General features: G+C 64.9%; 21 protein-coding genes. 16 read left to right on the forward strand and 5 right to left on the reverse strand.

Features of this window, described 5'->3' with window-relative positions; all coding sequences use genetic code 11:
• Positions 1-229 (reverse strand): hypothetical protein (locus tag AC1DVS_RS20005; protein WP_478025730.1); only part of this gene is annotated, 229 nt, incomplete at its 3' end.
• Positions 230-243: 14 nt separating this feature from the next.
• On the opposite strand from AC1DVS_RS20005, the gene AC1DVS_RS20010 reads away from it, so the two are divergent.
• From AC1DVS_RS20010 to AC1DVS_RS20050, 9 genes are all read left to right on the forward strand, one after another.
• The gene (locus tag AC1DVS_RS20010) at positions 244-843 is read left to right on the forward strand and encodes a DUF4142 domain-containing protein (RefSeq protein WP_478025732.1); all 600 of its coding nucleotides are present in this window, start codon (positions 244-246) and stop codon (positions 841-843) included.
• A gap of 378 nt (positions 844-1,221) precedes the next feature.
• The gene (locus AC1DVS_RS20015; RefSeq protein ID WP_478025733.1) at positions 1,222-2,433 is read left to right on the forward strand and encodes a CoA transferase; all 1,212 of its coding nucleotides are present in this window, start codon (positions 1,222-1,224) and stop codon (positions 2,431-2,433) included.
• Entirely contained in the window at positions 2,430-3,263 is an 834-nt protein-coding gene (locus AC1DVS_RS20020; protein ID WP_478025735.1) for an HTD2 family dehydratase, read from the forward strand. The genes AC1DVS_RS20015 and AC1DVS_RS20020 overlap by 4 nt, the downstream gene beginning before the upstream one ends.
• A 14-nt stretch (positions 3,264-3,277) precedes the next feature.
• Positions 3,278-4,489, forward strand: a complete 1,212-nt coding sequence (locus tag AC1DVS_RS20025; protein ID WP_478025736.1) for an acetyl-CoA C-acetyltransferase — start codon at positions 3,278-3,280, stop codon at positions 4,487-4,489.
• Between the two features lie 100 nt (positions 4,490-4,589).
• On the forward strand, positions 4,590-4,979 hold the full coding sequence (locus AC1DVS_RS20030; protein WP_478025738.1) for a c-type cytochrome: 390 nt from the start codon (positions 4,590-4,592) through the stop codon (positions 4,977-4,979).
• A 23-nt stretch (positions 4,980-5,002) separates the two neighbouring features.
• Complete coding sequence (locus tag AC1DVS_RS20035) at positions 5,003-6,247, forward strand: CaiB/BaiF CoA transferase family protein (protein WP_478025739.1); 1,245 nt, start codon at positions 5,003-5,005, stop codon at positions 6,245-6,247.
• Positions 6,248-7,918 carry an acyl-CoA dehydrogenase family protein gene (locus tag AC1DVS_RS20040; RefSeq protein WP_478025740.1) on the forward strand — a complete coding sequence of 557 codons (1,671 nt, stop codon included), beginning with the start codon at positions 6,248-6,250 and terminating at the stop codon, positions 7,916-7,918.
• A 184-nt stretch (positions 7,919-8,102) separates the two neighbouring features.
• The gene (locus tag AC1DVS_RS20045; RefSeq protein WP_478025742.1) at positions 8,103-9,602 is read left to right on the forward strand and encodes a L,D-transpeptidase family protein; all 1,500 of its coding nucleotides are present in this window, start codon (positions 8,103-8,105) and stop codon (positions 9,600-9,602) included.
• Entirely contained in the window at positions 9,599-9,913 is a 315-nt protein-coding gene (locus tag AC1DVS_RS20050; RefSeq protein WP_478025743.1) for a hypothetical protein, read from the forward strand. Before AC1DVS_RS20045 ends, AC1DVS_RS20050 begins: the two co-directional genes overlap by 4 nt.
• A gap of 8 nt (positions 9,914-9,921) precedes the next feature.
• On the opposite strand, the gene AC1DVS_RS20055 is transcribed toward AC1DVS_RS20050, so the two are convergent.
• Positions 9,922-11,565, reverse strand: coding sequence for a GH35 family beta-galactosidase (locus tag AC1DVS_RS20055; RefSeq protein ID WP_478025744.1), 1,644 nt, complete (start codon positions 11,563-11,565; stop codon positions 9,922-9,924).
• A 264-nt stretch (positions 11,566-11,829) separates the two neighbouring features.
• Between AC1DVS_RS20055 and AC1DVS_RS20060 the strand changes: the two genes are divergently transcribed.
• Positions 11,830-13,698 (forward strand): putative bifunctional diguanylate cyclase/phosphodiesterase, encoded by a 1,869-nt coding sequence (locus AC1DVS_RS20060; protein ID WP_478025746.1) that lies wholly within the window; start codon positions 11,830-11,832, stop codon positions 13,696-13,698.
• Positions 13,699-13,714: 16 nt separating this feature from the next.
• Here AC1DVS_RS20060 and AC1DVS_RS20065 read toward each other — a convergent pair whose 3' ends face one another.
• Positions 13,715-14,473: an SDR family NAD(P)-dependent oxidoreductase gene (locus AC1DVS_RS20065; protein WP_478025747.1), complete on the reverse strand. Its 759-nt coding sequence runs from the start codon at positions 14,471-14,473 to the stop codon at positions 13,715-13,717.
• Between the two features lie 30 nt (positions 14,474-14,503).
• Complete coding sequence (locus AC1DVS_RS20070; RefSeq protein WP_478025748.1) at positions 14,504-15,271, reverse strand: SDR family oxidoreductase; 768 nt, start codon at positions 15,269-15,271, stop codon at positions 14,504-14,506.
• A 180-nt stretch (positions 15,272-15,451) separates the two neighbouring features.
• Between AC1DVS_RS20070 and yghU the strand changes: the two genes are divergently transcribed.
• The 6 genes from yghU (at position 15,452) to AC1DVS_RS20100 (ending at position 24,776) form a co-directional block, all read left to right on the forward strand.
• Positions 15,452-16,330 carry a glutathione-dependent disulfide-bond oxidoreductase gene (yghU, locus tag AC1DVS_RS20075; RefSeq protein ID WP_478025750.1) on the forward strand — a complete coding sequence of 293 codons (879 nt, stop codon included), beginning with the start codon at positions 15,452-15,454 and terminating at the stop codon, positions 16,328-16,330.
• 92 nt (positions 16,331-16,422) lie between these two features.
• Positions 16,423-17,757, forward strand: a complete 1,335-nt coding sequence (locus AC1DVS_RS20080) for an AAA family ATPase (protein WP_478025752.1) — start codon at positions 16,423-16,425, stop codon at positions 17,755-17,757.
• Positions 17,758-17,798: 41 nt separating this feature from the next.
• Positions 17,799-18,230: a hypothetical protein gene (locus tag AC1DVS_RS20085; protein WP_478025754.1), complete on the forward strand. Its 432-nt coding sequence runs from the start codon at positions 17,799-17,801 to the stop codon at positions 18,228-18,230.
• Complete coding sequence (locus AC1DVS_RS20090) at positions 18,227-20,197, forward strand: hypothetical protein (RefSeq protein ID WP_478025756.1); 1,971 nt, start codon at positions 18,227-18,229, stop codon at positions 20,195-20,197. The genes AC1DVS_RS20085 and AC1DVS_RS20090 overlap by 4 nt, the downstream gene beginning before the upstream one ends.
• On the forward strand, positions 20,190-23,159 hold the full coding sequence (locus AC1DVS_RS20095) for a hypothetical protein (protein WP_478025758.1): 2,970 nt from the start codon (positions 20,190-20,192) through the stop codon (positions 23,157-23,159). The genes AC1DVS_RS20090 and AC1DVS_RS20095 overlap by 8 nt, the downstream gene beginning before the upstream one ends.
• A 159-nt stretch (positions 23,160-23,318) precedes the next feature.
• Positions 23,319-24,776, forward strand: a complete 1,458-nt coding sequence (locus tag AC1DVS_RS20100) for a PQQ-dependent sugar dehydrogenase (RefSeq protein ID WP_478025760.1) — start codon at positions 23,319-23,321, stop codon at positions 24,774-24,776.
• Positions 24,777-24,821: 45 nt separating this feature from the next.
• On the opposite strand, the gene AC1DVS_RS20105 is transcribed toward AC1DVS_RS20100, so the two are convergent.
• Positions 24,822-26,000: an acyl-CoA dehydrogenase family protein gene (locus AC1DVS_RS20105; RefSeq protein ID WP_478025761.1), complete on the reverse strand. Its 1,179-nt coding sequence runs from the start codon at positions 25,998-26,000 to the stop codon at positions 24,822-24,824.
• Positions 26,001-26,052: the final 52 nt, after the last annotated feature.

The raw sequence follows: 26,052 nt of genomic DNA on the forward strand, positions 1-26,052 counted from the left end.
GTGCAGCCTGGGCGGCGGCCGGATGGTGGAAGATCTTGTCCATGATGCTGCCGAAAATGCCCATATGCTCGTCTCCCGATGGAGTGTCCGCGTCCGGTCTGGATGCGCCGCCTGTAGAACGGAGGGCGATCCTAAAAGGTCCGCACCGCTTTGGGTATTGCTGCTCGATGCGCGGAACGTTCTTCCGGGGCTGGCGGTTGATGCGCGCAGCGCTGACATGCGCGACCAACAGGAGACGGAAATATGCGGTACGGAACCATCGCGCTGTTGTCGGCGACGGCGCTGGCGCTCGCTGGATGCGGGCACAAGGATGAGACGACCACCACAACCACGAACAGCGTCACGGCGGACACCAGCGGCACCATCGTCGCCGACAATGCCATGCTCGACAACAGCGTCACGGTGGCCCCCGCCGTGAGCGGCGGCCAGGCCTTTGCCAACACCGCTGCCGCCAGCGACGCATTCGAGATCGCGGAGTCGCAACTCGCGGCCGCCAACGGGCAGTCGGCCGCGATCAAGTCATTCGCCAAGAAGATGATCGAAGCCCATACCGGCTCGACCGCCAAGCTGAAGACGATCGCCTCCGGCCTCACCCCGGCGATCACCCCCGATGCGACCCTCACCCCCGATCAGCAATCGAAGCTCGACGCTCTCAAGTCGAAGACCGGCGCTGATTTCGATACGGCCTATGCCGCCGATCAGGTCGTCGCCCATCAGGCCACGCTGGTCGCGTTGCGTACCTATTCGACAAGCGGCGACGTGCCCGAACTCAAGACCTTCGCGACCGGCCTGGTCCCGACCGTGACGGCGCATCTCAACATGGCCAAGGGCCTCAAGCCCTGATCGGTTCCGGCGGGGCGGCGCATCGCCGCCCCGCCGTCCTTCCTGCAAGCGATGCTACGCGGCCGAATCGGTCATATATTGACGGGCGCGAGACCAGAAGCGTACACCATTGCCTGACCCAGCCACCCGGCAACCGACTCGATAAAACGGTGGCGGAGATGGATGATGCATGGCTTTCACGTCTCGCGAGAGAAGTGCGACCGCGGTCTCTTTATCTATATCGCCAGTGGCGTGTCGCTGGTCGTTGTGCTCCTGATCGTCGATCTGCTTCGCCTGACCTATTGACGCTGGTTGGGCCGAGCCTGATTCACCGCCTGCCCTTTTCGGTCTATCCACTGGTGATCGGGCACAGGCTCATGGGCTGGCGGGGGTGACTCAATGTATGATCTGCTCGCCGGGCTCCGCATCGTCGAGGGCTCGGCGTTTATCGCCGGCCCCTCCTGCGGTCTGCACCTCGCCCAGATGGGCGCCGAGGTGATCCGCTTCGACGCGATCGGTGGCGGACCCGACTATCACCGCTGGCCGCTCGCCCCGGGCTCGGGTGCGAGCCTGTACTGGGAGGGGCTGAACAAGGGCAAGAAGTCGATCGCGATCGATCTCGCTTTACCCGAAGGCCGCGAGCTCGCCGTGGCGATTGCGACAGCGCCCGGCGAGAACGCCGGATTGTTCCTCACCAACTACCCGGTCAAAGGCTTTCTCTCGCACGAGGCACTCAAAGCGCGGCGCGATGACATCATCACCGTCCGGGTGATGGGTTGGGCGGATGGCTCGCCCGGCGTCGATTACACGATCAACGCCGCTATCGGCGTGCCGATGATGACCGGACCCGTTGATGATCAGCGCCCGGTCAATCACGTCCTCCCCGCCTGGGATCTGCTCGGCGGCGCCTACGCCGCCTTCGCAATGACCTCCGCGCTGCTGCGGCGACGAGCGAGCGGGGAGGGCGCCGAGATCCGCGTACCGTTGTCCGATCTCGCCGCGACGAGCCTCAGCCATATCGGCCAGGTCGCCGAGGTGCTGACGGGCGGAGACCGGCCGCGCTTGGGCAACGATCTGTTCGGCGCCTTCGGCCGCGATTTCGTCTGTGCCGATGGTGCAAGGCTGATCGTCGTCGCAATCACGCCGCGACAATGGGCGGGTCTGGTCCACGCCCTTGACCTCGCCGCCCCGGTCGCTGCGCTGGAGGCGGAGCTTGGGGTCGCGTTCAAGCATGACGAGGGCGCGCGTTTCACCCATCGCCAGCGCCTCTTTCCTGTGTTCGAGGCGGCCTTCGCTCGCCGCACCGTTGCCGACCTGCAGCCCCTGTTCGAAGCCGGCGGAGTCACCTGGGGGCGCTATCAGGGCCTGCACGAGGCGGTGACGAGCGACGCCCGGCTCTTCACTGAAAACCCGCAATTCCAGACCATCGCTCATCCGAGCGGCCTGACCTATCCCGCCGCCGGCAGCGCCGCGACGCTGGGTGACGAGATGCGTGGCGTGGTAGCCGCGGCGCCGCGGCTCGGCCAGCATACCGACGAGGTGCTGGCGACCATACTTGGCCTTGATAGCGGCGCGATCGCACGGCTGCACGACAAGGGGCTGGTGGCATGACGCTGGACAGCGCCGCGATCACCCACTGGCAAACCTGGATCGGCCGCAGCGAAACGCGGACCGAGATTATCGAGGTTGAAAGCCTGCGCCGCTATGCGGCCGCGCTCGGCGAGAACCTCGATATCGAGACGGCACTTCCCTCGCTCGCGCATTGGGCCTGTTTCCTACCGGTAGTGGCTCGCGATCAGATCGGCCCCGACGGCCATCCGAAGCGCGGCGGCTTCCTCCCACCCGTCACGCTGCCCCGTCGGATGTTCGCAGCGGCCGACATGACCTTCGACGCGCCGTTGTTGCCCGGCCGGGAAGCGACCCGGACGTCGCGCATCGCCGGCCTCACCCACAAGGCCGGACGTAGCGGTGAGCTCGTCCTTGTCGAGGTCGAGCACGAGATCGAGCAGGCTGGGCAGGTACGGGTGCGCGAGCGGCAGACCATCGTCTACCGCGATGCAGGTGCGCCAATCCCGGCGGTCACGCCAATCGAACGAGGCGATGTCCCCGGCGCAATCACCTGGGCACCCGGTACCGTCGACCTATTCCGATTCTCCGCCATCACCTTCAACAGCCATCGCATCCATTATGACGCGGCTTATGCGACCGGCGAAGAAGGGTATCCCGGCCTCGTCGTGCAGGGTCCGTTCACCGCTGCTCGGCTGTTCAGCCTCGGCACTCAGCAAGGAGGCTCGATCCGCCAATTCAGCTTCCGAGCCCTGGCACCTTTGTTCGTCGACCAGTCCGTCACCTTGGTTCAAGGCGAAAGCAGTGTCTCGGCAATCCGCTGCGACGGGGTGACAGCCATGGCCGCAACCTTCACATGTCAGAATCAGACATGAAGACAGGATTCCCCATGCGCAGAGCCGCCATCGTCGCCCCGATCCGTACACCCGTCGGCAAGTTCCTCGGTGCGCTCGCCTCGATCCAGGCAGGCGATCTTGGCGCAATCGTGATCAAGGCGCTGATCGAGCGCACTGGGGTCGATCCCGAGCGGATCGACGATGTCGTCTTCGCGCAAGGCTATGGCAATGGCGAGGCGCCGTGCATCGGCCGCTGGTCGGCGCTCGCCGCCGGCCTGCCGATCTCGGTCCCCGGCACCCAGCTCGACCGGCGCTGCGGCAGCGGTCTTCAGGCGGTGATCGATGCGGCGATGCGTATCCAGACCGGGGCTGCCGATATAGTCATCGCCGGCGGGGTCGAGAGCATGTCGAACGTCGAATATTATTCGATCGACCATCGCATGGGCGCGCGGATGGGATCGACCACGCTGCATGATCGGCTGACGCGCGGCCGGGTGATGTCCCAGCCGATCGCCCGTTTCGGCGAGATCAGCGGCATGATCGAGACCGCGAACAACCTCGCCGCTGACTATAACATCAGCCGCGAGGCGTGCGATGCCTATGCCGCGTCGAGCCACCAGCGCGCGACCAGGGCTTGGGCCGAGGGCAAGTTCGACGACGAGCTCGTGCCGGTCGCGGTCCCACAGAAGCGCGGCGATCCGGTGATCTTCGCCCGCGACGAAGGCATCCGTGCCGACGCCACCGCTGAATCCCTCGGTCAGCTCAAGCCGATCGAAAAGGGCGGGGTGGTCACCGCCGGCAATGCCAGCCAGCAGAACGACGCGGCTGCCGCCTGCCTCGTCGTCGCGGAGGACAAGCTCGAGGAACTGGGGCTCGAGCCGCTCGCCTGGTTCCACAGCTGGGCCGCGGCCGGCTGTGAGCCCTCGCGGATGGGGATCGGGCCGGTTCCAGCGGTCGAGCGTTTGTTCGCGCGGAACGGGCTTGGCTGGAGTGATATCGATTTGGTCGAGCTCAACGAAGCCTTCGCGCCGCAGGTGCTGGCCTGCCTAAAGGGCTGGGGCTGGAGCGATGATGATTCCCGGCGCGACATATTGAACGTCAACGGCTCGGGCATCTCGTTAGGACACCCGATCGGCGCCACCGGCGGCCGTATCCTCGCCAACCTCGTCCGCGAGCTGAAGCGGCGAGACGGCCGCTATGGCCTCGAGACGATGTGCATCGGCGGCGGCCAGGGCCTTGCCGCGATTTTCGAGCGGGCGGCCTGAGATGTCATTCAGGGGCCAGCAAGTCACACTCGCCTTATACGCGCGGACCGGGCAGATTGGCCTTGGAATCGCGGGATCATATATGGTCGAGAGGAAAAAGATGAGTGTTTCGAAACCCATAGTCGCCACATCGCTGGTATTGATCGGCCTTGTCGCCTCGACGGCCGTGGCCGGTGCGCCGGCGGGCGACGCAGTGAAGGGCAAGGCGGTGTTCGCGCGCTGCGCGATTTGCCATGATCTTAACCCCGGCGTTCAGAAGATGGGCCCGAACCTCCACGGCCTGTTCGGCCGCAAGGCGGGGACGGTCGCAGGCTTCAACTATTCGCCGGCCATGAAATCGGCGAAGATCACCTGGTCGGCAGCGACGCTCGACAGCTATGTGACGAGTCCGGCGAAGCTGGTCCCGGGCAACAAGATGGGCTTTGCCGGGCTGGCCGCGCCGGCTGACCGCGCCAATCTGATCGCCTATCTGCAGAGCGCTACCAAATAGCCGCCGAGCAGCCTCTCGGTGAGATGAGCCTCGGTCCGCTCGCCGGCGTGAGGGTGCTCGATCTCTCGCGCGTACTCGCGGGCCCCTGGTCGACTCAGATCCTCGCCGACTTCGGCGCTGACGTGATCAAGATCGAGATACCGGGCAAGGGCGACGACACCCGTGCCTGGGGCCCACCTTATCTGCGCGGCGCGGATGGCGAGGACGAGATCGGCGAAAGCGCTTATTATCTCTCGTGCAACCGCAACAAGCGCTCGGCCGCGATCAACCTGGCCGATCCAGCCGGCGCCGCGCTCATTCGCGAACTGGCGGCCAAGGCCGATATCCTGGTCGAGAATTTCAAGGTCGGCGGGCTCGCGAAATACGGCCTCGACTATCCCGTCCTCGCCGCGATCAACCCGCGTCTGGTCTATTGCTCGATCACTGGCTTCGGCCAGACCGGCCCTTATGCGATGCGCGGCGGCTATGATTTCGTCGCGCAAGGCATGGGCGGTTTCATGAGCATCACCGGCGAAGAGGATGGCGGTCCGCTCCGCGCCGGCGTCGCCATGGCCGATCTCTCGACCGGCATGTACGCGACCGTCAGCATCCTCGCCGCGCTCCGTCATGCCGAACGCACGGGTATCGGCCAGCAAATCGATATCTCGCTGCTCGACACGCAGATCGCGATGCTCGCCAACCAGGCGATGAATTGGCTGGTTGGCGGGGTCGTGCCCGGCCGGCTCGGCAACCGCCATCCGACTGTCGTGCCCTACAAGACCTTCGCCGTCGCCGACGGCACGATCATCATCGCCGTCGGCAATGACGGCCAGTTCCGGCAGCTCTGCAAGGAACTCGGCGTACCCGAGCTCGGCACCGATCCCCGCTTCGTCACCAGCCGCGCGCGGCTGATCAACCGCGACGCAATCGAGGCAATCGTCCAGGATCTCGTCAAGGATCTGGACGGACACGCGCTGATCGACCGCCTCGCCGCCTGCGGCGTGCCCGCCGGGCCGGTGAACACGATCAAGGAGGTGTTCGAGGATCCGTTCGTCGAGGCCCGCAGCACGGTCCATCACTTTATCCGTGAGGACGGGGTGGAAATCCCGACGGTCGCGTTCCCAGGCAAGCTCTCCGCCACCCCCGCCACGTACCGCCACGAGCCGCCACGGGTCGGCGAGCACAGCCGGGAGATAGTGTCCGACTGGCTCGACATCGACGCAGACCGCCTCGCTGAACTGGAGCGCCAGGGCGTCATCGCGCAACGCGTACGGCCGGACGAAGGTTGAATGTCGCACCGGCTGGCCCTCCCGCGCCTGACAGCATTGCTCACCGGGGCGGCTGACAATGCCCAGGCGTTCGTCGCCGCTGTCCGGCCTGCGGTCCGCGCTCGCATCGCCGGTGCCGACGGCAAGCCCGATCGCGCGCTCGCCGATCTCGAACAGCATGTTGTCCATGGTTTTGGCTGGTTCGCCACCTATGCGGTGCTGATGCGTGAGGTTGCCGATTGGGCGGCGAAGCTTGAGGCCAGGGGCGCCCTCAGCGAGGTCGACGCATTGCTCGCCCAATTGCTCCTCGCCGAATATGGTGCGCAGCTGGTGGGCGGCATCCCGATGAACCAAGGGGAAACGATCCGCCCATCGGAACTGACCGACGATGCGGCGGTCCTGACACTGCTGGATGCCCTGCCGCTCCGCCACCTGATCCGCAAAGGCGGCTCCCAGGCGGTGAAGACGGCGATTGCGGGCCATCTCGTCGCCGCCCGTGGCAAGCCGACGCTCGAGAATTGCGGCCTCGATGGCATGTTCGAGATGATCCGCGATCAGTTCTTCGCTTTCTCGCAAGCGCAGGTCGCGCCCTTTGCCCAGGAATGGCACCTTGCCGACCAGCTCATCCCGCTCTCGCTGATCGCCGAACTGGGCGCGCTCGGCGTGTTCGGCATGACCATCCCTGAGCAGCATGGCGGTCTCGGCATGGGCAAGACGGCGATGTGCGTCGTCTCCGAGGAGTTGTCGCGCGGTTGGATCGGTGTCGGCTCGCTTGCGACCCGTTCCGAGATCGCTGCCGAATTGATCCTGACCAGCGGCACCGAGGAGCAAAAGGCGCACTGGCTGCCCAGGCTGGCCAGTGCCGAGATCCTCCCGACCGCTGTTTTCACGGAGCCCGATACTGGTTCCGATCTCGGCGCGCTCCGCACCCGCGCAACGCTCATGGACGGCGAATACCATATCTATGGCAACAAGAGCTGGATCACGCACGCCGCGCGCGCAGACATGATGACCCTGTTGGTTCGTACGGACCCCGCGACGTCTGATCACCAGGGCCTGTCGATGCTGATCGCGCCAAAGCAGCGTGGCACCGTCGCTGATCCCTTCCCGAACCCCGGCATGAGCGGCGGCGAGATCGGCGTGATCGGCTATCGCGGCATGAAGGAATATGAACTCGGCTTCGATGATTTCCGGGTCGCGCCCGAAAATCTGCTCGGCGGCGTCGAGGGCGAGGGTTTCAGGCAGTTGATGGCGACCTTCGAGAGCGCTCGTATCCAGACCGCTGCGCGCGCGGTCGGCGTCGCCCAGGCTGCGCTTGATATCGGCCTCGGCTACGCGCTCGATCGCTATCAGTTCGGCCGGTCGATCTTCGAATTCCCCCGCGTCGCCAACAAGCTGGCGATGATGGCCGCCGAGATCATGGGCGCGCGCCAGCTCACCTATTTCGCCGCGCGCCGCAAGGACGAGGGAGAGCGCTGCGATGTCGAAGCCGGCATGGCCAAGCTGATCGCCTCCCGCGTCGCCTGGGCTGCGGCGGACAATGCGCTGCAGATCCATGGCGGCAACGGCTTTGCCACGGAATATCCGGTCAGCCGTCTCCTCGCTGACGCGCGCATCTTCAACATCTTCGAAGGCGCCGGCGAGATTCAGGCCCAGGTTATCGCGCGGCGATTGCTCGACGACGGGAGCTGAGGGCAGGGCGGAGTGTCGCATCGCGCGAATATTTTCTCTTTTTGTTCCATCGACACATCGTGTATCGAGCGAATCAACTGGGGCCTTTTTCCATCAGCCGAGACTGGCTTTCCTTCACTCGTTCAGTTTAGGGCGAGAATCGACGTGCCAGACGGGCGGCAACGCCGGTGACAACAGGACGGATATGACGCGAGACTTCGAAGACGCTGGAAACCGCAAGCTGAGGGCCTCAGCCTGGCTGGCTGCGCTCGTGCTCGCCCCGGCGCTGGTCGCGGCGCCGCTCAATGCCATGCAGAACGTCGCGCCGCCTCAGGTGTCGCCGACCTTGCCTCCCGCTCCCCCCGTAGCACCGATCCCGATACCAGTCCTGTCTCCCGCCCAGGCGGGGCAGTTGCGGATGATGCTCGATGATAACGCAACGGAACAGGGGCTGCGTTCGGTCTCGCCCCCACCGACCGCGCCGCTCGACAATGCCGCCCTCGTCCGCGCTGCGCTCGATCACGCCCGCGCGGTCCATGCCGGGCGCCTTGCCGCTGCCGATTTCGACCATAATTGGGGTATGAAGCCTCAGGCTTACGATCCGCTTCCCGGCTTCGCAGACGCCGTAAGGCGCGATCGCCTCGCCGCCTGGATCGCGGCGCTGCCGCCGCCCTATGCCGGCTATGACGGCCTGGTGAAGGGCCTCGAAAACTACCGCGCAATCGCGGCCGCAGGCGGCTGGGCAAAGCTCGACCCCGGCCCCGATCTCACCCTCGGCGCGACTGGGCCTCGCGTGCTCGCCTTGCGCCAGCGCCTCGCAGTCGAGGACAAGAGCGTCGTTCCCACCGGCGACACGTTCGATGCGGATCTCCAGGCGGCAGTGCAGCGCGCTCAGCGCCGCTACGGGCTCAATCCGGCCGGCGTGGTTTCCAGCAAGACGCTTGCCGCGCTCAACGTGCCCGCCGCTGATCGGGTGCGCCAGATCATGGCCAATCTCGAGCGCTGGCGCTGGCTCCCTGAGGAGCTCCCGCGCGACCGCATCCAAGTCAACATCGCCGCTGCGGTGCTGACGGTGTTCGATGGCGACACACCCGTCATGTCGATGCGCGGCGTCACCGGTCGCCCGGGCCATGAGACGCCGATGCTGTCCTCGGTCATCCGCAGCATCGTGCTCAATCCGCCCTGGAACGTGCCGCCCTCGATCGCGGCTGCCGAGCTGTTCCCCAAGGAAAAGAAGAGCCCCGGCTATTTCAAGCGCAATGGCTTCAAGCTGATTGACGGTCGCCTGCAGCAGGAGGCCGGCACCCAGAGTGCGCTTGGCCGCTACAAATTCGATTTTGACAATAACTATTCAGTCTATCTCCACGACACGCCGTCGCGCGCCAAGTTCGCCAGCTTCGATCGCCTCGCAAGCCATGGCTGCGTCCGCCTCGAAAAGCCCGCCGATCTGGCTGAGCTGCTGCTCAAGGGCGATCCGGTCTGGACGCCCGAGAAGATCGCGGCGGTGGTGGCGACCAAGAACACGCAGCGCATCAGCCTGTCGCGGCCGGTGTCGGTCTATCTGCTGTACTGGACGGCCTTTGCCAGTGCCAATGGCCAGATGAATTTCCGCGACGATCCCTATGGCTGGGATCGCACTTTGGCCGCCAAGATCGAAGCCCGGTCGGCGCACCCGACCATTACGCTGGGGGATGTCCTGTCATGACGAAGACGATGCTGGTTCGCGGAGCGGTGGTTTTGCTGGCGCTGACGGCGCTTGCCGGGTGCGACAAGTCGACACCCGATCAACCCGTTGCAAGCGAGAATAGCGCAGTGCCCGAAACCAATGTGACGGAAGGGACCAACACCGCCGCGCCGGCTGCCCCGACGCAGTCGGTGACGACCAACGCCACGGAAGCCGTAGCGCGCGAAGCCCCGCTCCCGCCCGACGAACAGACTCAGGACGATGCCGACGCGACCGGCATGACCTCGCGCGTGAATCGCGGCGAGGCACCGGCGAACAGCAGCGCTCCCTAATCCGAAGCTCACCGATACCGGTAAAGCTTCACCCGCTGGATCTGGAAAGCGCCCGGTGCGAGTCGGATGTGCCGGCCCTGATGGGTCTGGTCGCCGTTGAGCAACCGCCCTGGCACCCATTTGCCGGTCGCATCGAAGGTCCCTTCCCAAGCGCTGTCGATCCCCGCGAGCGGTGGCCCATCGCCGACTGGTGCCATGGTGACGGTGATGCCCTGGCCGGCGATCAGATATTCTTCGGGCCCGATCTGGACGATGATGCCGCCATAGCTCGCCATGTCGGGGTTCGGCTTGGGCAGCTGGATATCAGCAAACGCAACGGTGAAGCGGTAATCGCCGATCCTCTCGGTCACCGGCGCATAGAGCACCGTCTCGTCATACAGCGCCCGCGGCTTGAACGCAGACATGCGGCCGGTGCCCTGCGCGGCGAGGATGTAGGGGCTCATCTGCGCCAGCACGCCATAGCCGTCGGCGAGCGCACTCGGCTTCTTGTCGTCGACTGATTCAATCGAGAACGGCCCGAAGCCGATCGCGTCGAGCTTGCCGAAGGCGTAATAGGCGTTGGCCGGAACCTCCGGTTTCTCAGCGCCATTCGCCTCGGGCACGAAGAGCGGATTGTCGGCGCGCTTATAACGCGTGGCGAGATCGACGAAGTTCGGGAAATAAATGTCCGGCGCCAGCAGGTCGAGCGTCGGTGCGCCCGCCTTCCAGACGTCAAGCAGGTGCGGGAGCGGGCCGCCGCTCGGATATTCGCCCGGTGCCCGGCCAGGCCGGTTGAGCGCGACGTTCACATAGAGCGGCAAGGGGTAGCGCGCCTTGCCGGCCGCCGCGAGGCCATCGGCAAACCGCGCATAATGCCATGCGGTGAAGATCTCCGCCGTCGCATCGCCTTCGCCGAACAGATCAGTCCAGCCGCCTGATGTCTTAGCGCCATGATCCTCCCAGCGCTGGCGGAGCTCGGGCTCGAGCGTTGCATGGTGCTCGGTCATGTAGCGGATCAGCGCCTCCGGCACCGGCTCCCGGAATGCCGCGGAGGCGAGCGGGCCATAGTCTCGCGCGACCGGCAGCATGCCGATCTCATTCTCCACCTGAGTCATCAGCACGGTGTTCCGCGCACCATCCACCTCGGCGAGGTGCTGCATCAACGCCGCGAACGCCCGCTGATCTGCCTTAAGCGTCTCGGGCGCGAAGGCGGAGAGGATCTCGACCCCCTGTCCGTTCGGCAGCTGCGCACGCGGGAACCGCTCCTGGTCGCGCTTCACCCAGGCTGGCGCATAGGTCGACATGCTGTTCTTCCACGCGCCGAACCAGAGCAGCACCAGCTTCAGGTCATTGGCACGCGCATCACGCAGCAGCGCATCGACCGAGGACCAGTCATAGCGTCCTTCCTGCGGCTCGATCAGCTCCCAGGACACCGGTGTCAGCACCGTATTGAGGTGCATCGCCTTCAGCTTGGCCCAGTGCGGTGCCATATAGGCGGCGCTCGACGCGGTCGAATTGCCCAGCTCGCCAGCGATCAGCAGCATCGGCTTGCCCTGGACGCTCAGCTGAGTCGCGCTGCCGTGCTTCACCAGCCTGGGGGCCTCCGCTTGTACCGGTGCGCATGCGATCACGGCCGCCGTAGCAAGCCAATAGCGGATTAGGGCCTTCATCATCCTCTCGCTCTCTCCAGATCTTGGGCGCCCCGGCATAGCCCCCACTTTTCGATATGTCAGCGCCGTCGCGTCTCGATGCGGCGGAAAGACTCCGCGTGTTTCCGCCTCGAAACGATATATGTCCGCGCGTCGGCCTCAAGCTTTCTTAAGAGTGTCAATTTAGCGTGGCCGGGTATGAAAACCGCCTTGTTCTTGCCCCACCGGCTCTCGCCGGAGCTAAAGAGAGATCTGGAGGCGGAGCAATTCCAAATTCTGAAGACCCAGGTGCCGCTCCTCTACGGCGTGCTTACGGTCAATACCTTCATTCTCGCCTTTTCGATTCATGGCATGGTTTCGGCTGCGCTTTCGATGATTGCCCCGGGAGGGTTTCTCGCGCTGATTCTCGTGCGCGCGGTCGTATGGCTTCTCCGCCGCCGCCAGCATCCCGGTGAAGCTCAGATCAGCCGCTATCTCGTCAACACCACCATGTTGGCGGGCATGGTCGCCCTCGGGCTCGGCATCTGGAGCATCCTGTTGCTCAGCTCGTCTGCGGGTGACCGGCCGTTCGTGCCGATGTTCATCACCTTCGGTTCGATCGCCTGCACTTTCTGCCTGGCGAGCCTGCCGCGGGCCGCCTTCGCCACGATCCTCTTCTCGGCCACGCCGGTGATCACCTGCCTGCTCCTGGCGCCCGATCGCGAACGTTTCACCACCGGCCTCAACCTGTTACTGATCTTCGGGCTGATCCTGCTGCTGATCGTCCATCACTATCGCTATCTTGTCGACCGCGTAGTCCTGCACTCGAAGGTCCGGGCGCTGGCCTATACCGATCATCTGACCGAGCTGCCCAACCGCGCCCTGTTCGCCGAGCGGCTTGAGACTGCGTTGAGGGAAGCGGCGGCATCGCGGCGCATTGTCGGGCTGATCGTCCTTGATGTCGATCACTTCAAGACAGTCAACGACTGCATGGGCCATGCCGCTGGCGACGCGTTGCTGAAGGAGATCGGGGTCCGGCTGTGCCGCAACACGCCGCCGCCGGCGACGGTCGCACGAATCGGCGGGGACGAGTTTGCGATCATCGTACCAGGCCTGACCGTCGCGGAAGCCAATGAGGCCAAAGTCCGTGCCGCCTTGCACGGCCTTGATCTGCCCGTTCCATTCGCTGGCCGGATGATAGACACGCATGTCAGCGCCGGCGTGGCCGTGTGGCCGCGCGACGGCGACGATGCGGCCGAAGTGCTGAAAAGCGCCGATCTCGCTTTATATGTCGCCAAGGCGGCTGGCGGCGGCAGGATCCGAGGCTTCCGCCCGGTAATGCGTGAAGCGGCCAGGTGTCAGGCCACGATGTTGTCGGAGGCGCGCAGCGCGCTTAGCGAAGACCGTATTCTCCCTTATTATCAACCCAAGATCAGGCTGATGACGGGCGAGGTCGTTGGGTTCGAGGCGCTGCTGCGCTGGTATCATCCGGACGAGGGGTTGCAACATCCGCGGTCGATAAACGCAGCGCTGAACGACAGGGATCTCGCCGCCGATCTGACGGACCGGATGATGGACAGCGTATTTTCCGATATGCGTAACTGGCTGCAGGCGGGCATTCCCTTCGGCAAGATCGCGATCAACGGTGCGCCCCCGGACTTCCGGCACGGGGAACTTGCTGACCGGATGCTGGAACGGCTCGAACGCTTCGGCGTCCCGCCCGAGCGGCTGGAGCTCGAAGTCACCGAATCGGTGTTCATCGGGCAGCGGGCGGAGCGGGTTCAGAAGACGCTCACCACATTGAGCCAGGCGGGCGTAACGATTGCGCTCGACGATTTCGGCACCGGCTATGCCTCGCTGACCCATCTCAAGCAGTTCCCGGTCGATGTCCTGAAGATCGACCGCTCCTTCGTCTCGCGGCTGACCGACGACCGCGATGAGGATGAGGATGCGGTGATCGTCGGCGCTGTCCTCAATCTTGCGCACAGCCTGGGCATGATGACGGTCGCCGAAGGGATCGAAACACCTGCGCAGCGCAATTACCTGCGCCGCAGGGGCTGCGATTTCGGCCAGGGCTATCTGTTCAGCCCCGCGGTGGCCGCGAGCGACGTGCCGGCTTTGACCGGCCGGCGGTTCCTGCGCGATCCCGATCCCGAGGAGTTCCGCGCCCAGGCCTGACTGCAGCTGTGAGGGCTCAGTAATCCGGCCAAACCGCCTGCGAGAATACGCCGCCATCGACAAGAAGCGTCTGGCCCGAGACGAAGCTGGATTCCGGCCCGGCCAGCCAAACGACCGCCGCTGCCACATCCGCGACCGTGCCAACGCGGCGCAGCGGCGTCAGCGGCGACCATTGGCCGGCATAGTCGCTGGTTTCGGCGCGGGTTCGCTCGGTCTCGATCGCGCCCGGCGCGACGCAGTTGACGCGGATGCCGTGCGGCCCGAGCTCCAGTGCTGCGACCTTCGTAAACTGCTCGATGCCGCCCTTGGACGCAGTGTAATCAACCAGCCTGGGGAAAGCGAGGCGGTTGCACCCCGATCCCAGGTTGACGATCGCACCCCCGGTTCCCGCCGCCACCATCCGCCGCGCCGCCGCCTGGGTATTGAGGAAGCACCCCTTCAGATTGGTGCGGATCACCCGGTCCCAATCCTCCTCGGCCAGATCAAGCAGGGGTGACCATGTCTGTACGCCGGCATTGTTGACCAGTACGTCGGGCGAACCGCCCCAATCGCCCACCGCTGTATAGAAGGCGTCGACATCCGCCTTGATGCCGACATCCGATTGCAGCGCGAGCGCGCGCCGGCCGATTGCCTCCACCTCGGCGACCAGGCTCTCGGCCCTGTCCGCGCCAGTGATATAGTTGAACGCCACATCCCAGCCGAGCCGGGCGAGCGCCAACACCATCTCGCGCCCTAGGCCGTCATTGCCTCCGGTGACCACTGCCGATTTTGTCATTCCGTCCCTTTGCCGCTGTCCTGTCGCGTATCAGATCACCGTCGTAACGCCGCCATCGACATACAGCGTCTGGCCGTTGACGAAATCGGAGGCGGCGGACGCGAGGAACACCGCCGCGCCCTGCAGCTCCTCGAGGCGTCCCCACCGGCCCGCTGGGGTCCGCTGTTTCAACCAGGCGTCGAACGCGGGGTCATCCGCCAGCACGCGGTTCAGCTCCGTCTGAAAATATCCCGGGCCGATCGCATTGATCTGGAGACCGAACTTCGCCCAGTCAGCGCACATCCCGCGAGTCAGATTTCTCACCGCGCCCTTCGAAGCGGCATACGGGGCGATAGTCGCACGCGCGAGTTCGGACTGGACACTGCCGATGTTGATGATCTTGCCGCGCCCGCGCGCAATCATGTGCCGGGCCACCGCCTGGCCAACATAGAAGACGCCGTCGAGATTGGTCGCCATCAGCTCGCGCCAGTCGTCATGATCGAAATCCTCGAGCGCGCGCCGCCGCTGGATCCCCGCGTTGTTGACGAGGATATCGATCGCGGTCCCGCCCTCCTCGATTCCGTCGATCGCAGCCCGCGCCGCTGCCCCATCGGTGACGTCGAAGGCGGCGGTTGAGACAGTCGCACCCGTCGCGCGCAATTGATCGGCCGCCGGCTCGAGCTTGGCTTCGCTGCGACCGTTAAGGACGATGGCCGCGCCCGCCGCGGCAAGGCCCGTGGCGATGGACAGCCCGATGCCCTGGCCTGCGCCGGTCACAAGCGCCGTGCGGCCAGTCAGATCGAACAGCGATGACGACATTCCACTCTCCAGACATGTTTGGTGTCGGAGCTTAGCGATGGAAATGCGGGGCAGCTATCGAGGAGTTGGCCCTTTGTAGGCAAGCACAGCCGATCAGTTCGGTATCGCCGCCGACCAGCCCTAGCAAAAGCCAGGGCGAGATCGCATTTAACCGGAACTGCCCATCATCCGGAGCCAGACATGTCCGATACGCCCGAATACACCCCACCGAAAATCTGGACCTGGGACAAGGAGAATGGCGGGCAGTTCGCCAACATCAATCGTCCGATCGCCGGCCCGACCCATGACAAGGAACTCCCGGTCGGCCGCCACCCGCTGCAGCTCTATTCGCTGGCAACACCCAACGGCGTGAAGGTCACGGTGATGCTCGAGGAGCTGCTCGCGCTCGGCCACACAGGTGCCGAATATGATGCCTGGCTGATCCGTATCCAGCAGGGCGACCAGTTCGGCAGCGGCTTTGTCGCAGTGAACCCCAATTCGAAAATCCCCGCCTTGATGGACCGCAGCGGCCCCGAGCCGATCCGCATCTTCGAATCCGGCGCGATCTTGATGCATCTCGCAGAGAAATTCGGCGCTTTCCTCCCGGCTGACGGTCCCGCCCGCGCTGAATGCCTGTCCTGGCTGTTCTGGCAGATGGGCAGCGCACCCTATCTCGGTGGTGGTTTCGGCCATTTCTATGCCTATGCGCCGATCAAGATCGAATATGCCATTGATCGCTTTTCGATGGAGGTGAAGCGCCTGTTCGACGTGCTCGACCGCCGCCTTGCCGAGAGCGAATATCTCGCCGGCCCCGATTACACGATTGCTGATATCGCCGCGTGGCCCTGGTATGGCAGCCTCGCCAAGGGGTTCGCCTATAATGACGCGGCCGAGTTCCTGCAGATGCAGGAATACAGGAACGTCCAGCGCTGGGTCGACCTGATCGCCGAACGCCCGGCGGTAAAGCGCGGCCGCATGGTCAACCGGGTCATCGGCGATCCGGCCAGCCAGCTGCACGAACGCCACGACGCGAGCGATTTCCTGACCAAGACCCAGGACAAGCTTCAACCGGCCGAGTGAGCCGTAATTTCTGTTTTCGCCGCAATGGCATTGCTTGTAATTCGGATGTCGGCGACAGTCGCGCGGCAAATGGGCGGGCGACTGATTTTTTCATGCAAGATCTGACTGAAGACCGAATGGAGACGGCGGAAGCCGTCGCGGCATTGAACGCGCATATCGACAGGCTGAGCGACCAGTTCGTTGCGCGTAGAGCCCTGCTTGAGCTGGTCATGCTTGGGCTGATCGTCCGCGAGCATGTCCTGCTGATCGGGCCGCCGGGCACCGGCAAGTCGGCGGCGGTGCAGGCCGTCGCGGGAGCGATCGACGCGACCACGTTCGAATATCTGCTCGGCCGATTCACTGAGCCGTCCGAACTGTTCGGCGCGCTCGACCTTAACGCGCTCAAGGAGGGGCGGGTCGAACCGGTCACCGCTGGCATGCTGCCCCAGGCCGATGTCGCCTTCCTCGACGAAATCTTCCTCGGTTCGACCGCGATCCTCAATTCGCTGCTGAAAATTCTCAACGAACGCACCTATCGTCGTGGCCGCTACAGCATGACCACGCCGCTGATCTCCTGCGTCGCCGCATCCAACGCGCTGCCCGATGATCCGGCACTCGCCGCCTTCGCCGACCGCTTCCTGCTCACCATGTTTGTCGATCCGGTTGGTGAGAAGGAACTGCCTGATCTGCTTCGGACCGGCTGGCGGATGAACATCAGCGAGGCGGACCCGATCCCGCCGGTCGGCAAGCCGATGATCGCCGGCCTGCACCGCGCCGCACTCGCCATCGACATGGGGCCGATTGGCGAGACCTATGCCCATATCGTGCGCAAGCTCCGCCTGATCGGTGTGACCATGTCGGATCGCAAGATCGTCAAGGCGCAGAAGCTGATCGCCGCCGCCGCCCTGCTGCGCGGCGCGGATACGGCCGGCCCGGAGGATCTGTGGCCGATCACCTATCTGGTGCAGGACAAGGCCCAGCAGGCGGAGGCGAGCGAAGTGCTCCATGCCGAGCTGAAGGACAGCTTCAATCCGGTGCTGACGGACAGCGTCACCCGCGCGACCTATGGCCCCACGGCGCACGCCGCGCATCTGACTGAGCAGGCGACCCGCTTGCTCGAAACCCGTCCTGTGCTCAACACCGATCGCCTTTACGAAATCTGGCTGGTGCGGCTTGAGACCATGCTGACGCGGATCGACGCTGCCTTTGCCGGCGATGCGCTGCCGCAACAGCTCCGTATCCTTCGCGCCAGTATCAAAAGCGTGCTGGATGCGCCGCACGCGGTCGAAACCGCGGCTGCGACGCCCGAGGAACCGACACCGCCCGCCGTCGAGACGCAGCCCGCGGTGCAAGCTGAGCCCCAGCCCGCGCGTATGTCGATCACCGTCAGCGGCGCCCCGTCGAGCCTGCGGCCATGGGGCGGAAAGCCGCCCGGCGGCGCTGACTGATGCACTGGCGCCGCACAGCGCCAGTGCAGGAGGTTGGCGCCTTGATCGCATTCGGACCTGGCGTGATCGATCGTACTCTGGGGAGCCTGGCGCGCAAGTCGGCGCTGTTCCGGGATCTGCGGATCGATCATGGCGAAGGCTGGATCGCGATTTTCGCAGCACCGCTGGCGGACGAGTCAGGCACTTCCGATCGCATCCTGCCGAGCGTGGAAGGCACTGCACTATATGAAGACGCGCCGGGATGGTGGCTGCCGGTTGGCGTGGAACTCGGCGCGCCTGGTCACGTGCAGCCGGCTTTGCGGCAGGCGCTCGCCGATCAGCACCGCATATGTAGCCCGCTGATCGTCGTGCCGCGTATCGAGGAGGCGAAGGATCGGACGGACCAGGCCGATATCTACGCAATCCTCAATCCGCTGCCGTTCGCCGCATATCGGCTTCCCCCGCAATATTCCGACGCACTGACGCCGCCATGACCGAAGGAACGAAAGCCGCAGACGCTGCGGCGGCCGCCCTGCCTGCGGCCTATGCCTTGTTCCTGCCGGTGCTCGAGCAATTGTCGGCGCCGCTCGGGCAGCTGATCCGCGGCCAGCTCGTACAGTTCGAACGACTGCTTGGCGGCTTCGACGAGGCAGATCTCCACGCCCAGGGCGATTTCGAGGGGCTGGGCAGTCTCACAACGCACGGCGACATCGCGCATATCGTCCAGAGCGAGCTGCTGCTCCGCACCGAGGCGCCGCTGGAGTTCCTGCGGCGGCTGGCCGAGTCCGAAACCCTGTATCACGAGAAGGAATATTCGGACCCCGGCGTGAAATCGCTTTACCGGCTGACGATCTCGGTCGGGCCCGGGCTGCTGGGGCATGGCCGCGTCCTGGCGCTGGCGGCGCTGTTCTTCATGGCGCGTCTGGCAGCGGCGCGAGGCGCGGCATTCCACTGGTGCTACCTGCCACGGGCGGACGGTGCGGTGTGGTTCGACGCTTTGTCCGTCAACACGATCAAGCGCTTCCTGCGTGCCGCCAGCTATAGCGAGGCGACCGTCGACGATGTGACCGCAGCTCACGAGTTATGGGAGAAGCTGGCGCCGGTGGCACCGGGGCATGCCGGACCTCGCCATATCGACTGGGTGATCGGCGCGGCCGACCGGCTGCCGGCGTCGCTCTCGATGCGAGCCGTCAGCCATGTCGGCCGTGCCCTTGGCTTCGCATTGTTGCCGCCCGTGGCCGATGCGCCGCGTGCCGCGGAGATTTCGGTGCGCCGCAATGGCCGCGAGGTGCGGCGCGCCATTATCGACTTCCCTTCCGAGACTCTGTGCCTGTCGGCGATCAATTCGCCCTTCGCACCGGCGAGGGCGGCACAAGGAGCGGCCAGCACCGGTGCGGGGCCACGACCGGTCGGCTGGGAGCCCCTCTATCTCGTCGTGCCGCACGAGTCGGTGAAGCTGCTGCGCGTGCGCGACGGCATCCTGATCCTGATCTCAGGCAAGAGGTTGGAAATTGGCGAGACATATTTCGTGCGGCTGGCGCCCGGCGTGCGATTGGCCGGCATCCGTCTCAAATCGATCAGAACCCTGTCGGTGCTGCTGCAATCCGACTGCTCCGGCAAAGAGAGACTGATTCACACCGCAGTCCATCTGTCGGCGGAGATGGCGCCGGTCGGTTCGCGCAACGTGCGCGCCGCGGATGCGATCACCAACCATCTGTTCAAGGGCCAGCATCCTTATGCCATTCCCTTGCTCTTTGATGGCATAGGGGCGACATTTTATTCGACTCACGGGCGCGAATTCGCCTTTGATTTCGCCGATCACGGTCGCGAAGCGGGGTTTCGGGTTGCTCATGATCGGCCACCGATCCTGCATGCCAATGGCGTGCACCGTGTCGTCAGGGTGAAAACCGACGACGCGGTGTTCTACAAGATCCTCAAAACCAGCAACGCCGTCATCAGCCAGTATCGCGAGAATGATGTGCCGATCGATCCCGATTGCCTGTTCGGGATGGCCTATTCGGGATCGCACTCCAGCCTTGCCTATAGCACCAGACCCAATGTCTGGACCGTGGCGGGAAATGAGGTGAGCCCCTGCTTTGACACGGCGCCCTTTGAAACGCCTCTGATGGCCAAGATGCGGGACGATACCATCGTCGCGTCGATCTGGTCCGACGCCCGTCGTGGCGGCGATGGCACCCTGTGCAATGTCGATATCCGCGGTGGGGAGATCACGGCACGGCACACGGTGGCCAGAATGGAGGATATGGCGGCCATCGTCGAGCTTCAGGTCACGCATAACGGCATCTGGGCGGTAGCAGCGGACGACGCTGGTGATCCAGCGCAACTGCTGTGCTTCCATCGCAAGAATCGCAACACACCGCCCCAATGCACCCGCTTCGATCTCGATGCGCTGATTGAGAGAGCGGTCGACATTGATCCCGATGGGGTGATGAATGGCTGATCGCAGCTTCGTCGCCGCGCGTAGCAAGCAGGCGATCGGCCGAGCCTTTCCGGACAGTCCGACGCTGTTGCCGGCACCGATGTGTGACGGCCTGGCATTTGTCGGACAGACCTCCCCCGATCTGTTCCGCCTGCGCGGGCTGCGCGACCACGTCATTGGCCTGTGGCATGGGGCTTTGGGTGATCGGGCCGACCTCGATCTGCTGATTGTTGCCTTTGACCGACCGGTTCCCGTTGATACAGCCGCCTGGCCGGCCGCGCTGCCGCTGGCGGCATCAGCGGCCGGCATGCTGGTCAGCTATGTCGATCTGCCGCGTCCTTCCCTCAGGGGCGTTGCGGCCGCGCCGGGCACTGTGCCCCGGCAGATCGATCTTTGGTGGGGCGGGCAACCGTACCGCATCACCATCGACACGCTCGTCCCAATACCGATCGCGCTATTGTGGGATGCGCCGATGGTGATCGTGCATCGGTCGACAGTGGTGGTCGCGCAGGTCGCAGACAACGGACCGGGCTCTGCGCGCGATGGCACCGCGCGCGTCTCCCGCGCTCGCGTCCCGGCCGTGGCGGAAGGCGCGGAGCCGTTTGGTGAAACCGAGGCCGCGCTCCGCGCGCTCGAGGAGCGGACCAGGCTTGGCGCGATCTTCAAACAGGCATTGGGCAAGCTGTTTGGTGGCCGATCGCTGGGCGAGAGTGAAGGCGGGGGCGGAAAAGCGGGCGCTGGCTCTGGCGAGGCACCGCCGCGCGAACCTGGCGTGCTGGAGAATCTGGCTGGTTGGGTCCGCTGGCACACGCCGCTAGGCAAAGGGCTCATCGAGCGATTTGGCGATCGCATGAAGCTCGTTGAAAAGCTGCTCTCGTCGGGCGATGTCGACAGTGCGCTGAAGCTCGCGCTGAAGCTCGGCAATGCCGATGGCGCGGAAGGGAAGCGAACTTTATTCCCGACGCGTCTTCCGGATATGAGGGCGACGCTGGACTTCAACATCGGCTTTGGTGGCGCGCTGATGCCGATCCTTGGGGATGCCAGCTTTCACTCCCTCAGAACGCGATATGCCGAACTGGCCAAGTCGCTTGAGCGCGGCGGCGATTATCGGCGCGCGGCCTATATCCATGCGCAATTGCTCAGCGATCACCGCGCCGCCGTGCTGACGCTTGAAAAGGGCGAGTTGTACACGGAAGCAGCCCGGCTCGCGTTCGATGCAAAACTCGAGCCGGCGTTGTATATCCGCCTGTTTTACAAGGCGGGTGCCCATGATACCGCATTGGCGCTGGCCCGGCGCAGTGGCTGTTTCGGACAGTTGGCTGAGGAAAGTCGGGTCGCGAATCCGGAATTCCATGCCTATGTGGTGAGGGCCTGGACGGACATGCTGATAGCGACAGGGCAACCGCTCCGCGCGCTGCAGATCACGGATAGCATGGCGGTCCTCGCCGAGCCCGATCCTCAGCTGATCGCGATGCGTGCATCGTGGCTCCGTACTGCTCTGGAGGCGTATGGACGCGATGACGTGCCGATCGAGGCTATTGTACGGTGCCTCCTCACGGCGAGCTGGACGGTGGCCGATATCGCGCCCGACGGGCTCGATGATTTTCCGGTGATGGCCCCGGTCCAGGGATCAGGACCGTTCCCAGCCCAGCTCGAGCGGATCCAGGCGCTGATTCGACACGAGGGTGAGAATCCCCGGCAAGAGATGATCGCGTTTCTCTCCACGATGGTCCGTATGTCCAATCGCGAAGCGCTCGAACAGGCTGCGTTCTGGCGTGGCCCCGCGCAGATCATCATCGAGGTGTTTGCACGGTCGCTCCTGGAAAGCGCCTCCGCCGGGCTGTCGCAGTCCGACCAGCAGGCGCTGACTACATTGCTCAAGGCGGCGGACCTGCATGTTTTCGCCACCGATCTCGGCAAGCTTCGCAAGTTGCATGTCGCGCCGGTGGTACCGCAGGAAAACTGGAAGCTCCCGCCACCAGCGACGCGATCGTCCGCAATCCGGCAGGCCTGCCTGCTACACAACGGCACGATGATGATATGGCGCGAGAACAGCCTGTTGCAGCTGCTCGATCGCCATGGCCGCGCGCTTTGGCAAGGCAGTGTCGGGGACGTCACTGCGCTTGTCGCGATCGGCAGCAGTCCGAACGTAATGATCGTCCAGCAACAGGGCGGCGCGAGCCTGTTGACCCGCTTCGCCAGCCACAGGCGCAGCTTCCAAACAATCGGGCTGGTCGATCTGGCGGCGCACCATGACGTCACGTCGGAGGGGCAATGGCTGGTGCAGATCGGCGGCGAGATCGGCGCGCTGGACCTGGTGAAATTATGCGCCGATGCACCGGAGATCGAGTTCCTCTGGTCCTGCGCGTTGACTGGAAAGGTGCGCGCGCTGGCCTTTCTGCACGACAGCGCTGCGCCGCGCTGGCTGACCTGCAATCTGCAACCGGGCCGGGTCGGTGTGCTGGAGATGTGGACGTTGAGCCAGACCCGCCAACTGGAAACCAGGATCGGGCAGCCGAATTCGCCGGCCAAGGAGGGCGGCGACATGCAGCCGGGGGACTGGTTCTGGACACAGACCTATGTTCACAGGCTGACCGACACGCATGCACCTCACGTCACGATGCCGTTTGTGGCCTGGACCGATAGTGCGGAACGCGAGATCGCGCGCAAAATGGAGCTCAGACAGGGCGCCCCGCGTGCGTTCGACACCGTACAGAGCTGTGATTTCGGGCGCGCCTATGTCTCACTCGGCCTTGCCGGCCCCGACGCGGAGGGTGTGGCGATGAAGACGGCAATCGTGCCCGCCGGGCCAAAGCCGGTCAGCATGATCGTGGAACATGAAGCCGATATGCCGCTGGCCTGCCTGGCGCGGGGCGCGCGCATCGGTGACGGCAGCGACCGCTCGAACATCGTGCTGCTGGCCGATCCCCATGGCCGCCTCTTGCAGGTCGATGTCGCGGCCCGGCACGTCACTCTCTTTTAAGGCCTGAGGGCTGGGGCGAGGGTGGTCAGGCCGGGCTCACGCACCGCCTTTACGCAACACATTCGAAATGGAGCAAGCCTTGGACTAGCCAAGGAATTTTCATGCTCTATGATCCCGGCAGTGGCGACCCTCCAGGCGCCGCATGGGGGATAGACAATCGTGGGAAATATTCTGGGCCTGGCGCGGCCGGTCGTGCGCGCGGGCGCCTTGGCTACGGCTCTGACGATCGGCGCCTGCAGCGGCGGAGGTTCTCCGACACCCACACCAACCCCCACGCCAGTCAACCAGCCGCCGGTCTTCAGCTCCGCAGCCAGCGCCAGTGCCCCGGAGAACACTGCCGCCGCTTTCTACAGCGCGGTGGCGAGCGATCCTGAGGGTCTCGCCATCACCTATTCGATCAGCGGTGGTACAGACGGGGCGGCTTTCGCGCTCTCCGGCAACCAACTGGCGTTCGTGGCCGCGCCGAATTACGATCTGCCCAGCGATGCCGATGGCAACAATGTCTATCTCGTCCAGCTGCGGGCAAGCGACGGCGTGACGAGCAGCACGCTCGATCTTCAGGTTACGGTGACGAACAGCAAGGAAGGCATCGCGGTCAAGCGGGTCGCGACCGGCTTTGTCGATCCGGTCGCGATCGCCGCAATTCCCGGTGACACCCATCTGTTTGTCGCTGAGCGCGGCGGTAAAATCTATGCCCTCGATCCGGCGACAGGCGTGAAGACACTGTTCCAGACACTCTCGGTGCCGACCGACGGAGATCGCGGCCTGCGCGCGTTGGCTGTCTCCCCGGACTATGCGACTACCGGGCGGTATTTCGTCCTGTACAGCGGTGCCGCTGGGCATGTCGTGGTCGACGCGTGCCGCAGATCGGGCACTTTCGGCTCGCCGGAGTGCGGTTCGTCCGTGGGGGGCGAGGCGCATGCGCGCACCGATGATTATGGTGCCTTCATGGGCTATGGTTCGGACGGCAAGCTCTATGTCGCAACCGGCGACGCGGGCGGCAGCCAGGATCCTGACGGAAGCGCCCAGCGGGACAGTTCCATTCTGGGCAAGCTGCTGCGAGTCGATAACAACCCCGATCCCTATGCGGGGGCGAGCCCTCATTTTTTCATCCTGACCACCATCGCGAAGGGATTTCACAACCCGCGCGGCGGTGGTTTTTACAATGGCGGCCTCCTGCTCGGTGACCGCGGCGCGACGGGGAAGGAAGAGATCAACCTGGTGTCGCTGTCGGGAACCGGCAATTATGGCTGGCCGGCCAAGGAGGGCACCACAACGCTCTCCACGCCGGTTCCGACAGGCGCCACTGATCCGGTGATCGAATACCCCCATGTCGGCGGTGGCGGGGTCACCGGAGGCTTTGTCTATCGCGGGCAGGTGGCGTCATTGCAGAATCACTATGTCTTCGCCGATCAGGGCGGCACGATCTACTCGCTGCCGGCCACCGGCATTGTGGCGGGGCAAACCCAGGGGCCGAGCAAGCTCGAACGGCGCACGCTGGACTTCGCGCCCGATGCCGGTGCGATCGACACGCCCGTCGCCTTTGGCGAGGACATTGCCGGGGAACTGTACATCGTCGACTCAGACGGAGAGATATTCCGCGTCACGACAGGCTAAAGCAGGGCGGCCATACCGCTCACCCCGGCCACCGGGTGCTGCCGGTCAGAAGGATTTGGGCAGCCCGAGCACATGCGTTGCGACATGGCTGAGGATCAGGTTCGTCGAGATCGGCGCCACCTGATAGAGGCGGGTCTCGCGGAACTTGCGCTCAATGTCATATTCCTCGGAAAAGCCGAAGCCGCCATGCGTCTGCAGGCACATATCGGCTGCGTACCATGACGCCTCGGAGGCAAGCAGCTTCGCCACATTCGCCTCGGTGCCGCAGGGCAGCCCTGCCTCGAACATCGCCGCGGCCTTGGCGACCATCTCAGCCGCCGCGGTGACCATGATATGGGCACGCGCGATCGGGAACTGAACGCCCTGGTTCTGACCGATCGGGCGCCCGAACACCGATCGTTCGCGCGCATAGGCGGCCGCGCGGTCGATGAAGAAGCGGCCGTCGCCGATGCATTCGCTGGCGATCAGGATCCGCTCCGCGTTCATCCCGTCGATGATATAGCGGAAGCCCTTGCCCTCCTCGCCGATCAGGTTGGCGGCCGGGACGACCAGATCGTCGAAGAACAATTCGGTCGTGGCGTGGTTGAGCATCGTCCGGACCGGCCGGATCGTCAGCCCGTTACCGATCGCCTCGCGCATCTCGACCAGCAAGACGCTCAGGCCGTCGGTCGGCTTGGCGGTATCCTCACGCGGGCTGGTGCGGACGAGCAGCACCATCAGGTCGCTATGTTCGGCACGGCTGATCCAGATCTTCTGGCCGTTGACCACATAATTGTCGCCGTCCCGCCGGGCAGTGGTGCTGATCCGGCTGGTGTCGGTACCGCTGCCCGGCTCGGTCACGCCGAAGGCCTGGAGCCTGAGCTCGCCCTTCGCGATCGCGGGGAGATAGCGCTCCTTCTGCGCGTCGCTGCCGTGGCGGAGCAAGGTCCCCATCGTGTACATCTGCGCATGGCAGGCGCCGCCATTGCCGCCGGAGCGATGCACCTCCTCGAGGATCGCCGCTGCGACCGACAGGCCAAGGCCCGAACCCCCATAGACTTGGGGGATCAGCACCGAGAGATAGCCCTGTTCCGCTAACGCCGAGACGAAGGCCTCGGGATAAGCGCGCTCGCGGTCGAGCTCCTGCCAGTAGCGGCCGGGGAAATCCGCACACAGCCGCCGCACCGAAGCGCGGATCTCGGCGATGTCCGCTGAATCGGGGTCGCCTGATTGGGGGTGTTCCATGCGGTGCCTCCTGGAACACCCGCTGTGCCGCGCCCGCGTGGCAACGGCAAGC

It is taken from the genome of Sphingomonas sp. P3_C5, assembly GCF_056402635.1.